This window comes from Chitinophaga agri (genome assembly GCF_010093065.1).
Taxonomy (GTDB): domain Bacteria; phylum Bacteroidota; class Bacteroidia; order Chitinophagales; family Chitinophagaceae; genus Chitinophaga; species Chitinophaga agri.
Map to the genome: position 1 here is coordinate 5,121,270 of NZ_CP048113.1, position 14,683 is coordinate 5,135,952.

Consider the following 14,683-nt stretch of genomic DNA (forward strand, 5'->3'; position numbering starts at 1 on the left):
TTGAAATAACGCCGTTTTATGAAGAGAAAGACTCTTTTTTGGATCCTGGGGATCATTGTTGTGCTCATTGCTATTATAGCCTTGAGCAAAGCCAACAAGGATGACAGCATCAAAGTCGCTGTGGACAAAGCAGCCGATAAAAATATTATTGAGGTGGTCTCTGCCAGTGGCAAGATCTACCCGGAGACAGAAGTAAAGGTAAGCTCCGACGTATCCGGTGAAATTGTAGACCTCCCAGTACTGGAAGGTGACTCTGTTAAAAAAGGCCAGGTATTGGTACGCATCTATGCCGATATATATGGTTCCGTACGTGATAAGGCCACTGCCTCCCTCAGTCAGGCCCGTGCACAGCTGGCAAATACTGCCGCCTCTCTCAACGCCTTTAAAGCCAAACTGGAACAAAGTAAAGCTGCCTACGACCGTAACAAGGAACTGCTGGCACAGAAAGTAGTGTCCCGTAGTGAGTTTGAAACAGCGGAAGCTACTTACCGCTCCGCACTGGCTGACTATAACGCCGCGGCAGAACAGGTGAACAGTAACCGTTTTGCCGTACAAAGCGCCAATGCAGGACTGACTGAAGCGAATACCAACCTGAAACGTACAACTATCGTCGCCCCGATGGACGGTGTCGTGTCCCTGTTACCTGTTAAAAAAGGTGAGCGTGTGGTAGGTACCGGACAGATGAGCGGTACAGAGATCATGCGTATTGCTGACCTGAACATTATGGAAGTACAGGTGGATGTAGGTGAGAACGACATCCCCCGTGTAAAATATAACGATACTGCTGTTGTAGAGGTAGATGCCTACAGCGATCGTAAGTTCAAAGGTATCGTTACCCAGATTGCCAGCTCCAGTAAAGGTGCGGCAACTGCTACTGCTACCACCACCTCTTCTGCGGAGCAGGTAACCAGCTACATTGTACACATCCGTATCCTGCCTGAAAGCTATGCGGACCTCATAGATCCGACACATCCCAAAAACTTCCCTTTCCGTCCGGGTATGAGCGCCAGCGTGGACATCCAGACCCGCAGGAAGAACAATGTACTGGCAGTGCCTATTAATGCCGTTACCACCCGCGATATTGTCGATACGACAAAAGCGGTGGGTGCCCGGAAAGAAGACCTGGCAGCAGAAAAAGAAAGCGGTAAGAACCAGAAAGAGGTTGTTTTTGTACTCCAGGAAGACAAGACAGTACGTGCGGTAACTGTTACTACTGGTGTGCAGGATGATGCAAATATTGAGATCCTCTCAGGACTGAAGAAAGGTGAGACAGTGATCAGTGCACCTTACTCTGCAGTATCTAAAGATCTGGAGCAGGGTAAAAAAGTGAAGGTTGTACCTAAGAAAGAACTGTTCGAAGGAACAGGTAAGTAAGCCGAAAAAGATAGTTTATTATAATAAGCCGAAGAGGGCGTATCAAGCAATTGGTACGCCCTCTTTTTGTTTAGTATCTGCTATCGGTCAGCTCCCGTATTTATAATGTTACTTTCAGGTCACTTATATATCACTTCAATATCTCCAGGATAATAAAGTGATATACAAATAACGTATAAGTACGCAATTTGTATGAAGACCTGACCGATTTCAAAAGACTAGTTGTACCTTAGGAGTATACCTCAAAAGCAACTATTATGGCCATTGTTAAAGACAATATTCTCCTGCAACTGGTGCGGGGCTCCATCGGGAAACAAATCACGATCTACGAACGGAACGGGCAGATCATTATGGCGAAGAAGCGCCGCCCTTCTAATAAAAAACCAACACAGAAACAGCTGGAAGCCAGGCATAAGATGCGCATAGCGGCAGATCTGGCGAGAGACATGATGAACGATCCGCAGATAAAGGCGTATTACGCCTCGCTGGCAGGTCCGGGACAGAATGCCTATAACATGGCTGTGAAAGATGCGTACCGCTCTCCTGAAGTGCAGAATATCCGCCTGGAAGATACCGACATAGTGGTGACGGCTAAGGATGAATTCAGGGTAGCCGAGGTAAAGGTACAGGTACTCGATACTGATGGCGTTGTTACTGAAGGCGGTCCGGCTGTATTGGGCAGGAATGGTGTAGACTGGTATTATAAAGCAGCATCGTTACCAGCAGGGGGGCGTGTTATCGTGGTGGCTGCAGACCTGCCGGGGAAGGAAACTGTGAAGGAATTGCTCCTTAACTAATGAGGGGAACCGGGCCTATGCCAGAATAGCCTGCATGGGATAGAGACCTCTATATAAATAAGCATACAGGTGTTTCTAAAACAACGCAAACAGTGGCGTGAAATAGCAGTAAAAGGTAGTACTTCTACTACTGCTTGTAGAGGTGTATCTATTTGTATTTCATATCATTATAAGGGTGATAAAAAACTTAACATTGTCCAGTGTTAATTTAACATTAAATTTATGTTATCACATCATTTAACGACTTATAAGTTATGTCAAGTACAGATACTGCGAAGCCCGCCAAACCTGCCAAATCATCCCGTAAAGATGCCCGCGACACTATAGAGAAAAAATTAGACCTCCTGCTGGTAGACCTGAAAACTGAGTTAGGAGAAACAAAATTCAGGAACAGGATCAGAAAGGCTGCAAAGCTGCTGAGTAAAGGCCTGGACAAGCCTAAGAAGAAAAGCCTGGTGAAGAAGAAAGCTGCGAAAGGTGCTGTGAAGAAGGCGAAACCGGTTAAAACCGCTAAAGTGCCTAAACCGGCAAAGGCAGAAGCAATCACTAAAACAGCAGAGTAAATATGTGCCGCAGTATGCGGTTACTGATATTTACCGGTAATAAATATTTAACGGCCCACACGTAACAGTTAACTGTTATTTGTGGGCCGTGTGCCATATATTTAGGGCTTTTGTATGAAAAAGTCGCTAATATATCTACTGAGTCTGCTATCGATCACCGCAGTCGCTCAGCCATCCAGTCAGGTGAATGTGTTCCTGGGTTCTTCCGGGGACAATGGGCAAATGTCTCCCGCAGCATCCTATCCTTTCAGCATGTTAAGCATTGGCCCGGAGACCTATCCCAATACCCATACGGGATATGAATATTACGCCAAAGAGTTTCTCGGGTTTACCCATAACCGTATGGAGGGCGTCGGCTGCCAGGGATGCGGAGGTAATCTGCTCATACGCCCGTTCCTGGGAGATGGGCCTGTGAAAGCAGATCTGATGAAATATGAGGAACAGGCCTCTCCTGGTTATTACCATGTAGGATTTACCAATGGTATCAAAGCCTCGTTTACTGTATATAAAAATGGCGGTTTACATCAGTATAGTTTTCCTGAAGGAAAGAAAGGTCTGCTGCTTGATCTCGCATATGCACACGTAGGACGTTTTGTGGCAGAAGAACATACCATTGAAGGCAATGCGGTCAGTGGCTGGGTAGAATCCCGGACTACCTGCAGTGCTGGTATCTACAGGATCTACTATTATGTGGAAGCGGATCGTCCGGTAACATGGACCGCTACTACTGCACATCAGCTGGTGGTGAATATGACTGATAGTAACCTGGGGCTGAGAGTGGGCCTGTCATCCGTAGGAACAGCTTATGCGAAAGCGGCTGTTACCAAAGAAGCTTTTGATGTTGTAAAGAATAAAAGTGCAAAGGAGTGGAATGATATGCTGGGACATATCAAGGTAAAGGGTGATCCGGAAAGGGAAAAACTTTTCTATTCACTGTTTTACAGGTCTGTTCAGTCGCCCTATGTTGTGTCAGAACCAGATGGTGCTTATGCTGCGACCGATGGAACGTTACAACATACCAGCAGCAAAATATATAATGGCTGGGCTATCTGGGACAATTACCGCACACAGTTGCCATTGTTATCAATCGCCTTTCCAACCGAATATCAGGACATGACGAACTCCATTGCCGGACTGTATAAACATGGCAAGAAGGACTATGCTACCCTGCATGAACCCTCTATTACTGTGAGGACAGAACATGCGGTAGTGGTATTGCTGGATGCACTTAAAAAGGACTATAAGCTGGATTTTAATGCTATTTCAGATTCGGTTGTCAGGGAGATACAAGGACTGGATTACGCGCATCCTGATAAGGCGTTAGAGTCTTCCTATGACGCCTGGGCATTGTCGGAGATCTATTACGCACAGAAAGACAAGGCACATGGCGATCAGTATAAGCAGCAGGCAGCAGACTATAAGAAATACTGGCTAAAAGACTTCCAGGACCTGACTAAGCGTGATGTAGACCGTATGCAGGCAAGAGGACTTTATCAGGGTACGATCTGGCAGTACCGCTGGTTTGTGCCATTTGATCTGAAAGGACTGATGGAATTATGTGGCGGAGAGGAGGCTTATGTATCGCAGCTGGACGAGTTTTTTGATAATGATTACTATTGTCATGCTAACCAGCCTGACCTGCAGGCCCCATTTATGTATAACGTTACTGGTCAGCCGTGGAAATCGCAGGCCCTTATCCACAAGATCGCTGTAGATACCATGGTGCAGCATTATTTTAATGATAATAGCCGTGGTATTGGTTCAGAGATTGATCTGATCTATAAGAACCAGCCGAAAGCCTATGTCAGAACGATGGATGATGATGCGGGTACCATGTCTTCCTGGTTTGTACTGGTATCAACCGGCATTTTCCCGGCGTGTATTGGTACGCCGGTATATTACCTGAATGTGCCTTTATTTGAGTCCGTAGAATGGCAATGGCCGGGTAGGAAGCCATTTGCTGTGCATGTGAAGAACTTCGGTCCTGAGAATGTATATATACAGGAAGTGTGGCTGAACGGCAAAAAGCTGGACCGCAACTGGATCAGTCATTCAGAGATCGCTAAAGGCGGGAAACTGGAAATAGTAGCGGGTGATAAGCCTGCGCAGCAACAGGGACAGGGTAATAAGTGGATCACTGATCTTACCCGTCAATAGGTGGGGACTTAACGATATGGTAATATTAGTTGCTAAATTCCTTACTTTGCGGAAAAAGACAGATACGTGAAAGCAGGTATTATCGGTAGCGGCAGTTGGGCAACAGCGTTGGCCAAGATTTTAACGGATAATGGTAATCAGATCTCCTGGTGGATCAGGAATGAGGATACGATCCGGTATATGCAGCTGCGTCATCATAACAGACACTATCTTACCTCCGTATATTTTGATACGAATTTGGTGAAGCTGAGCAGCCATCTTGAGGAGGTTGTAGCAGCAAGTGATGTATTGGTGCTGGCGGTACCTTCCGCTTTCCTGGAGGATGTGATGCTACAGTTATCGCCGGAAGCCCTGCAGGGCAAGAAGGTGGTGAATGCGGTAAAAGGGCTTGTGCCGGGAAGCAACCTGCTGATCAATGACTACCTGTCCGATATTTTTGATCTTCCGCTGGAGCAGTATTATGCCATTACAGGGCCTTGTCATGCGGAGGAAGTAGCCAATGAAAAACTCTCTTACCTGACCTTCTCCGGGTTACAGGAGGCAGCTGCGCAGTCCATCGCAGATATGTTCACCAATAGTTATTTACAGACCATTGTGAACCGCGATGTGATCGGCGTGCAGCTGGCAGCGGTACTCAAGAATATTTATGCACTGGGGGCGGGTATTGCCCATGGCCTGGAATATGGGGATAACTTCCTCAGTGTGTATATCACCAACTGTTTCCGGGAAATGCAGCAATTCCTGGACGTCTACGGGAAAGATCATACGGAAGCGGGTACGCATAATTACAATGCCAGTGCCTATCTGGGTGATCTGCTGGTGACCTGCTATTCTTTACATAGCCGTAACCGTACCTTCGGTAATATGATCGGTAAAGGCTACTCTGTAAAGGCGGCACAGTTAGAGCTGAATATGATCGCGGAGGGCTATTACGCCAGTAAGAGCCTGTTTGAGAAGAATATGGAAGTTGGCGCCTATATGCCTGTGGCACAGGCAGTGTATACTATATTATGGCAGCATCTCAATCCCAGAGAAGCCTTCCTTGCCCTGGAAAAGGGATTTATTTAACTGATTGTTAACGTGTTGTTAAAATGTAGATAAGATTGTAGTGTAACCTTCGCAGCAGAATTTAATCAACCAGTAAAACTATATTCTGCTATGCGTAAAGCACGTCTATGCCTTTTATCTTTATCCGCAGGCGTTTTCCTCCTTTTATTTTCCTTAAGTGTGATGGCCCAGCAGGCTATCAGTGGGAAAGTAATTTCAGGGGATGACAGGCAACCACTGCCCGGCGCCACCATCCAGGTGAAAGGTGCATCAAAGAAAACCATTACAGACAATACCGGCAGCTTCACTATCGCCGCTGGCAATAACGACATAATTGTCATCAGCAGCATTGGTTTTACTACCCAGGAGATAAGTGCCTCCCGGGCGGGTAATATCGTACTGGCTACAGATACCCGTGGATTGGGTGAGGTAGTGGTCACAGCTCTTGGTATCAAAAAAGAACGTAAGAAATTAGGTTATGCCCTGCAGGAAGTGAAAGGTGAAGACCTGACCGTAGCCAGGGAATCTAACGTGGTCAACCAGCTGGCCGGTAAAGTAGCCGGTGTAACCGTGATTGGTAGCCCTTCGGGCGTCGGCGGTTCTGCAAGAGTATCTATCAGGGGTGAGCGTTCCGTAGACCTTAATAAGAACCAGCCACTGTACGTGGTGGATGGTGTGCCTATCAGCAATGCCATCAATGGCGGTTCGGGCAGCAATAATACTGAAGTGGATTTCGGTAATGGAGCCAGCTTCATTAACCCGGATGACATAGAAAGTATGAACGTACTGAAAGGACCAGCGGCAGCGGCGCTGTATGGTTCCCGTGCGGCCAACGGTGTTATTATGATCAAGACCAAATCCGGCCGCAAGCAGAAAGGTATCGGTGTAGAGGTGAATAGTAACCTGACACTGGAATCGGCTTTGAAGCTGCCTGAGTACCAGAAGGTATATGGACAGGGTAATGCCAGCGGTGGTGACTTTGCTTTTGTAAATGGTGGCGGTGCTGGTTTAGCAGATGGTACTGACGAAGGTTGGGGACCTGCCTTCCGTGGACAGCTTTTTCCACAGTTCAACTCTCCTCGTACCCTGAATGGTCAGGCGATCCCTTATACTGGTGGTGATATGAATGCGCCTGCAGGTAGTGTCATCACCCCGACAGCCTGGGTGCCGGATAATGATAACCTGAAGAATTTCCTGGAGACAGGCCGTACATTCACCAATAACGTAGCCCTTGTTGGTGGTAATGATCATGGCGATTTCCGTCTGAGCTATACGAACCTGAACCAGACAGGCATTGTCCCTAATACTGATCTGAAAAGGAATACAACCAGCTTTTCAGCCGGGTATCACTTCACCCCTAAATTCACTGCCAAAGCTTTCGTAAGCTATATTAAAAGTGAAAGTGATAACCGTCCTTCCATCAGTTATGGTACAGAAAGTATCATGTACCTGTTTAACTGCTGGCTGCCGGCTTCTGTAAGCGTACGTGACCTGAAACGTTTGTGGCAGCGTGGCCGCGAAGACAGGCAACAGTACAACTGGAACTATAACTACCATGATAACCCGTATATGACCGTGTATGAGAACACAAATGGTCAATATTATGATCGCCTGATCGGGAATGTTATTTTAAGATATGATCTGACCAGCTGGCTGAACCTGCAGGTACGTACAGCTACTGACTGGAGCAGTGAGCGTCGTGAGTATCGCAGAGCATTCAGTACCCAACGTTTCCCATTTGGTGAGTACCGTGAGGTGAATATCATCAATGAAGAACGTAACACTGACTTCCTGTTCGCAGCAGATAAAGAAATAAATTCCAATTTCTCCTTCAATACCACTTTGGGTGGTAACCAGATGCGTCAGACTTCCCGTTTCTCCGAAGATGTGGCAGGGCAGCTGAATATTCCCGGAGTATATCGCTTAACCAACTCAAGAATTGCCCTGGTAGCTAACCAGAACAATGTTGGTAAACGTATCAACAGCTTTTACGGATCAGGTGGTATCTCCTACAAGAACAAACTTTTCCTGGATGTAACCGGCCGTAATGACTGGAGCAGTGCACTCACATTGCCGGAAGACCTGAAAGCTTTTGGTACGGAGCAGAACGGTTATTTCTATTCTTCAGTGGCCCTGAGTGCAATTATCAGTGATATGATCAAATTACCGTCTGTGATCAGCTTCGCAAAACTGAGAGGTAGCTTTGCACAGGTAGGTAATGACACGGATCCGTTTGCATTTACACAAACTTTCAACCGTAGCGATCCATTTGGTGCCTCCCAGGTATATGGGGAAACCAGCCGTTTATCTAACCTGAACCTGAAACCAGAGATCAGCTCCGCATTTGAATTTGGTGCAGACATCCGTTTCTGGCAGAACAGAGTGGGCCTGGACCTGACCTATTACCAGAGTAATACAAAGAATCAGATCCTGAATATCCCATTGTCTAATACCAGTGGGTATGAGAGCCGTGTGATCAATGCCGGTTCTATCCGTAACAATGGTTTTGAGGCGATGCTGAATGTAACTCCGGTCAGGAAGAATAACTTCTCCTGGGATGCTTATGTGAACTTCTCGATGAACCGGAGCAAAGTGCTTGAGCTGACTGATGGTCTGAGCAACTATGTGATGGCAGACAGAAGTGTATCAGTAGAGGCAAGGGTAGGAGAGCGTATGGGCGATCTGTATGGTATTGGCTTTGCCCGTGTGCAAAATACCAATCCGGAGGGACCTTATTATGACGCATCAGGTCAGTATACCGGTCAGATGGTGTTTGCAGCGAATGGTCGTCCGGTAGCTACTACTGAAAGGATCAGACTGGGTAACTATAATCCTGACTGGCTGATGGGTATTGGTAACACATTTAATTATAAAGGTATCCGGCTGAGCTGCCTGTTTGATGTGCGTCATGGCGGAAAACTGTATTCACACACCCAGACCGTAGGTCGCGAGGGTGGCATCATAAAGGAAACCCTGGAAGGTCGTGCAGACGGTTATGATATGAGCAAAGCCGGCAACGGTGTGATCGGTAATGGTGTGGTACAGCAGGCAGACGGCAAGTTTGCAGTTAACACGACCAAGGTAGCAGTACGTGAGTGGCACAGTGCCTGGACAGGTGGCCGTAACATTGCAGAAGGCGTGATGTACGATGCTTCTTTTGTAAAGCTGCGTGAACTGCAGATCGGTTATTCCTTCCCGGGATCATTTAAAAAAGGCGTGATCAAAGGCATGAACGTATCGCTGGTAGGCCGTAACCTCTTCCTGTGGGATAACGTACCGCACGTAGATCCGGAGGTAATGTCCTATTCCGGAGGTACAGCGCTGCCAGGTATTGAGTATATGAGCTTACCGAGCAGCCGTAGCTACGGTGTGAACCTGAGCTTCAAATTATGATGATCACCATTAAACAAGCAATCATGAAATTCTTAAAGATATTTTTATTAGCCGGCCTTTTATCATCCTGTACACACGACTTTAGTGAGACCAACACTAATGAGAATAATCCCACCAATGTAACGCCTGATCTGCTGCTGAGTGGCGTGATCAGGAATATGATGAACTCTCAGGTGAATACCGCCTGGGGCATCGGTAATATCGTAGTGCAGCATCATGCCAAGATACAGTTCGTTAATGAGGACCGTTATCTGTGGGGTGAGCAGAATGGAGTATGGGACGAGGTTTACAATAACTATCGCAATCTGCAGAACATCTTTACCGCAGTAGGAGCAGATACAACGAACCCATACCTGGGAGTATCGCTGGTATTAAAATCCTGGATGTTTGCACTGGCGACGGATACTTATGGAGATGTACCGTATACTGAAGCTGGCAGGGCCAAGCTGGAGGGCAAATATCAGCCTAAATATGATGAACAGGAGGCGATCTATGCCGGTATACTTGCAGACCTTAGGCGGGCGAACACCCTGCTGATGAACAGCAATACCAATCTGGATGGTGATATTCTATATGGAGGAGGCGCCAGTGCGATCCTGAAATGGCGTAAGCTGGCCAACTCTCTGAGGCTGCGTTACCTGCTGCGTTTGTCTAAAAGAAAGGATGTGAGCGCAGAAATGAATGAGATCGTGGCTAATCCGGTCCTTTTCCCTTTATTCTCAGATAATGCAGACAATGCAGAGCTGGAATACCTGTCATCGGCGCCTAACCAGTGGCCTTTATATGGAGCACGTGTAGGTTCATTTGATGAGTTCAGGGTGAGTAAGACCTTAAGCGATCGGCTGACAGCGCTGGGCGATCCTCGTCTGAAGGTATTTGGTCGTCCGTCACAGCGGTCGGTTACAGCAGGTACACCGAAGATAGAGGGTATACCCAACGGGCTGAGTGATGTGAATGCACTGGCCTATAATGGTGGTGTACAGGGTGTATCGAGAGTAGGGTATACATTTGCCTGCCTGGTATGCAATGACCAGGGGCAGGCAGCACCAGACCCGGCGGCGGCTAAGGGTACACTGATGACCTATGCAGAACTGATGTTTACACTGGCAGAGGCGAGAGAGCGTAATATGATCACAGTTGGAGAGGCGGCAACATATTACAATAACGGGATCACTGCCAACTTTAACTACTGGAAGAGCATCGTGCCTTCTCAGTATGGTATTGATGTGACGATGCCGGCAAATTATCTTACCCAGACAGGGGTGGCCTATACAGGCACCCAGGAGGAGAAACTCGCAAAGATCGCTTTACAGAAGTGGGTATCCTACTATTTTACTGGTTTGGAGGCCTGGTTTGACTGGAGACGTACGGGGATGCCTGAAATTGTTCCAGGTCCGTCCAACCTGAATAATGGTCGGGTACCGGTGAGATTTATCTATCCTCAGAGAGAACAGTCGCTGAATGGCATCAACCGTGGAGATGCGGTGAAGCGTCAGGGTGCTGATGATCTGAATACACGCATGTGGATCGCTAAGTAGCAGTGTATCTGTTTTGTATTGTCCGGCCATTTCTGCGAAGGGATGGCCGGATCTTATTTAGTGAACCGCCAGGCCCAACCGATCAGTGCCAGCTGAAAGGGGAGTCGTAGCAGGGCCAGCCAGAGCATGGAATGTCCTATTGCGTAGTAGTTGATGGCCACATGCCACTTCCACACCGCCACTGATATGAACCAATGCAGTCTGGAAGGGCAGCCAGGGAGGCATAATGCCTAGATAAATGTCTGGATTGATGAAGTGATTGATACCAGCAGCCACGTATAAGGCGGCCATGATATACAATGAGAGTTTGCCGAGCATATTCGTATAAACGCGAATACCCCTGTCAACTGTTTACTTGGCTACATCAATCTTTACTTTCTTATTCTTGATCTTCTCGTTTTGGATCAATACCAGGGTATGGGCAGCTCTGCTTTTTCTTACCGCCACAAAAGAGAAGAAGTCTTTTACTTCGATCAGTCCCACATCCTCTTTTTTGAGCTGTCCTTTGTTAGTGAGGAAGCCTACGATGTCAATCTTATTGACTTTATCTTTCTTACCTGCTCCTATGAAGAAGGTAGTCCACTTTGGTTTTTCCGGCAGCTCGTATTGTGCCTCAAGGGTGATGAGTTCCGGATCGTCCTGTACATAGGCCGGCATTTTTTCGTCCGGACCGATCAGGAGGATGGCGGTACCACTGGCATCCATTCTGGCAGTACGGCCATTACGGTGTGTATAGGTATCTTCCGTATGAGGGAGGTGGTAGTGTACGATATATCTGATATGAGGAATATCCAGTCCGCGGGCGGCCAGGTCGGTTGTGACCAGCAGGTTACTGGTACCGTTCCTGAATTTGCACAAAGCCGCGTCCCTGTCTCTTTGTTCCATAGCGCCGTGGTAGAATACGCTGGTCAGGCCATTTTCCTTCAGGAAACTGTTGGTGCGTTCCACAGCTTCGCGGTGGTTACAGAACACGATAGTGGACCTGTTGCCCAGGTAGCAGATGAGGCGGAATAAGGTGTCGAGTTTGTCTTTATCCTCACTTTCCACGTACTTGATAGCCAGCGCTTCGGACTTTTCTTCTGTGAGGAAGTTGAGTCTGATGGGTGCTTCGATGCCCACGAAGTCAGGGATGTCCACGGCTTCGGTAGCGGAAGTCAGGATCCTTTTTTTCAGGTTAGGCAGCGATTCAATGATAAAGGCGATTTCATCCTGGAAGCCAAGTTCCAGGGATTTGTCAAATTCATCCAGCACCAGGAGTTTGATACCTGCGGTTTTGATGTTCTCTCTGCGGATGTGGTCGCCCAGTCGTCCGGGTGTACCGATGATCAGCGCAGGGGCTTCGAGCAGGTTATTCTCTTCTGTTTCGCGCAGGTGTCCGCCATAGCAGCAGGTTACCTTGAATCCGGTGGTCATGGTTTTCCAGACCTTTTCGATCTGCATGGCCAGTTCACGGGAAGGCGCTATCACTAAAGCCTGGGTACCAGGGGTATTTTTGTCCAGTTGTTCCAGTATCGGGATCAGGAAACCGAGGGTTTTACCTGAGCCGGTATTGGAGAGTAGAATGACGTTGTCAGCCTTTTGGTTAGCATCAATAGAGGCGAGCTGCATCTCATTGAGTGCGTCGATTTTAAAGGCGGAGAGTATGGAGGCGTAATTTTGCATCGGAGCAAAAGTACGGATTTCTTAGTGAGTGGAATTTACCGGATGTGCAGTACACCATCTTTATAGTAGGATTCGGCGCCAGTGGTAAGCTGAATGGCATCCAGGAATTCCTGCATAGGTTCTGCTTTCAGAATAGTGCCGGTAAAGCGTTTTTCAGCAATTTCCGGGTTATCGATCACTACCTGTACACCATACCAGCGGGGTAATACTTTAGTGATTTCTTTCATTGGCGTGTTATCAAGTTTATATTTCCCTTTGATCCAGAGTAGTTCGTTTTGATTTAAGGCGGTCAGTGCTGTGCCTTTGTCCTGCTGATATGTGATGGCTTGTCCGGGTTTGAGAACTGTTTGTTTACCGGCTATAGCGACAGAAACAGCGCCTTCTACCAGTGACACCTTTATGCGTCCGGAGTCGTAAGTATTTACGTTAAAGGAGGTACCCAGTACTTGTACAGTACCTTTGGGCGTATGTAGTATGAACGGCCGGTTCTCATCTTTAGCGACCTGCAGCCAGGCTTCTCCATCGACAGTGATCTCTCTGGTATTGCCGGAGAAGTGGAACGGAAATCTAAGCGTAGTGGCACTGTTCAGGAATACGTGGGTGCCGTCAGATAATGTAATATGATAGTCCATTCCAGGAGGGACCCATAATTGGTTTACCTGGTCAGGGACAGCAGTATTTGTCTTAATGGTATATGTGAGGGAATTGTTTTGATTGTGGAGTTGTGCGGTACCGCCGTTAACAGCGATACTATCTTTCCGGGACGAGAGATCGACAATTTCCCCACTGGCAAGACGTAACTGTAGCGTCTTATTACCGGTTGACATCAAAGCTACCTGTGCTTTGCGTGGATGGCTGGTAATAAGTGGATAAGTAAATATGGCAAGTGAGGTAATAGTAGCGGCTATAAACAGGACACCAAACGTCTGGACGCTCCGTTTACGGAGTTTCCTGTGTTTTAGTTCATCTTCGACATAAGCGAAGTCTGCTTCACTGTTGAGTGTTCTTACAGTGGGGTTTTCGGACCAAATGGCGTATTCCTGTTGAAGCTGTTCGAATTCGGTTTGTAATTCCGGATACTCTTTTAATGCATTTTGAAGGAGTTGCTCATCTGTTTCGTTAATAACCCCCATCACTTTTTCATTCATCAGCTGATGAATATGATCCCTGTCTAATTCCATGAAGTATTATTAAATCAAGTATAAGAGTACCGTAGTCTGAAAATGGGTGATATAATTATATGATTATTATGACAATTTCTCGCGTAATGTTTTAATAGCTGTAGCAAGATGAGTCTTGATAGTATTATCACTTAATCCCATTACGTTGGCTACTTCTTTTCTTTTCATACCCTGAAGAACATAGAGTTGAAATGCTTTACTTCTTTGTGCTGGCATGTATTTAAGTAGCTCGTTCACTTTGTTATCAATGTAATCGCGTATGCCTGGTTCCTGTTCATCTTCGGGTTGAACAGTTGGCTCCTGTTGGGAGGAATAATACGCCTGTTGTGATTTTTGCAGGCTCTTCTGTCTTTTTAAAATAAGCATACAGTTATACCGGATGGAGATATACAGATATCCCTTGAGGTTGGTATGTATGCTATTATATCGTTTTTTCTCGAAGAAGTCTATAAAGAAATCCTGTACCACATCCTTTGCTTCTTCGACACTTCCTAAAAGCCGGCTGGCTTCAAACAAAAGAAGTTTCTCAAAACGGATGTACATCGTTTTGTAAGCCTTGGTATCGCCGGATTTTAGTTCTTGTAGCAGCAGATCGTCATTCACGTCGGTGTGCATGCTGATTGATTCAGGTATGAATGATTAGATGAAAAGCACGTGTAAACTTAGTTCCCTTTAAATTAATATCATTGCATTCTCTGTTAATTTATTGTTCTCTATTCTGATGTACGGCAGTTTAATTTACACAGTTTCTCCGGATTTATTTCTTAATAATCAGTTAACATAGCCGGAAATGACTGATTCTATTGGTGTTAGTAGGTGGGGTGAGTGTCTGGCGTACTTTTTTTTAATAAAGCTTTCACCCATATTCTGCTACTTCTACTCTTAGATATAAAATCAGTAAACCAGAAACAGGGTGCTGTACTACACTAGCTAAATTCATTACAAATTCATGTCAGGAATTAACTAACCAT

At 46.6% G+C, this 14,683-nt stretch carries 11 protein-coding genes; 7 read left to right on the top strand and 4 right to left on the bottom strand.

Going from position 1 to position 14,683, the window contains the following annotated elements:
- Positions 1 to 18: 18 nt before the first annotated feature.
- The 7 genes from GWR21_RS20395 (at position 19) to GWR21_RS20425 (ending at position 10,869) form a co-directional block, all read left to right on the top strand.
- Positions 19 to 1,374: an efflux RND transporter periplasmic adaptor subunit gene (locus tag GWR21_RS20395; RefSeq protein WP_162333532.1), complete on the top strand. Its 1,356-nt coding sequence runs from the start codon at positions 19 to 21 to the stop codon at positions 1,372 to 1,374.
- A gap of 257 nt (positions 1,375 to 1,631) precedes the next feature.
- Positions 1,632 to 2,171 carry a hypothetical protein gene (locus tag GWR21_RS20400; protein WP_162333533.1) on the top strand — a complete coding sequence of 180 codons (540 nt, stop codon included), beginning with the start codon at positions 1,632 to 1,634 and terminating at the stop codon, positions 2,169 to 2,171.
- A 254-nt stretch (positions 2,172 to 2,425) separates the two neighbouring features.
- A complete protein-coding gene (locus GWR21_RS20405) occupies positions 2,426 to 2,734 on the top strand; it encodes a hypothetical protein (protein ID WP_162333534.1) in 309 nt (102 codons plus the stop codon).
- A 114-nt stretch (positions 2,735 to 2,848) separates the two neighbouring features.
- Entirely contained in the window at positions 2,849 to 4,891 is a 2,043-nt protein-coding gene (locus GWR21_RS20410) for a glycoside hydrolase domain-containing protein (protein WP_162333535.1), read from the top strand.
- Positions 4,892 to 4,957: 66 nt separating this feature from the next.
- Entirely contained in the window at positions 4,958 to 5,959 is a 1,002-nt protein-coding gene (locus GWR21_RS20415; protein ID WP_162333536.1) for an NAD(P)H-dependent glycerol-3-phosphate dehydrogenase, read from the top strand.
- A gap of 90 nt (positions 5,960 to 6,049) precedes the next feature.
- Positions 6,050 to 9,331, top strand: coding sequence for a SusC/RagA family TonB-linked outer membrane protein (locus GWR21_RS20420; RefSeq protein WP_162333537.1), 3,282 nt, complete (start codon positions 6,050 to 6,052; stop codon positions 9,329 to 9,331).
- A 23-nt stretch (positions 9,332 to 9,354) separates the two neighbouring features.
- Complete coding sequence (locus tag GWR21_RS20425) at positions 9,355 to 10,869, top strand: SusD/RagB family nutrient-binding outer membrane lipoprotein (RefSeq protein WP_202928970.1); 1,515 nt, start codon at positions 9,355 to 9,357, stop codon at positions 10,867 to 10,869.
- A gap of 53 nt (positions 10,870 to 10,922) precedes the next feature.
- Here the strand turns inward: GWR21_RS20425 and GWR21_RS31705 are convergent, their stop codons facing one another.
- From GWR21_RS31705 to GWR21_RS20445, 4 genes are all read right to left on the bottom strand, one after another.
- A complete protein-coding gene (locus GWR21_RS31705; protein ID WP_262888461.1) occupies positions 10,923 to 11,045 on the bottom strand; it encodes a DoxX family protein in 123 nt (40 codons plus the stop codon).
- A 175-nt stretch (positions 11,046 to 11,220) separates the two neighbouring features.
- Entirely contained in the window at positions 11,221 to 12,531 is a 1,311-nt protein-coding gene (locus tag GWR21_RS20435) for a DEAD/DEAH box helicase (protein ID WP_162333538.1), read from the bottom strand.
- Positions 12,532 to 12,566: 35 nt separating this feature from the next.
- Entirely contained in the window at positions 12,567 to 13,712 is a 1,146-nt protein-coding gene (locus GWR21_RS20440; RefSeq protein WP_162333539.1) for a FecR family protein, read from the bottom strand.
- A 66-nt stretch (positions 13,713 to 13,778) separates the two neighbouring features.
- The gene (locus GWR21_RS20445) at positions 13,779 to 14,327 is read right to left on the bottom strand and encodes an RNA polymerase sigma factor (RefSeq protein WP_162333540.1); all 549 of its coding nucleotides are present in this window, start codon (positions 14,325 to 14,327) and stop codon (positions 13,779 to 13,781) included.
- Positions 14,328 to 14,683 lie beyond the last annotated feature (356 nt).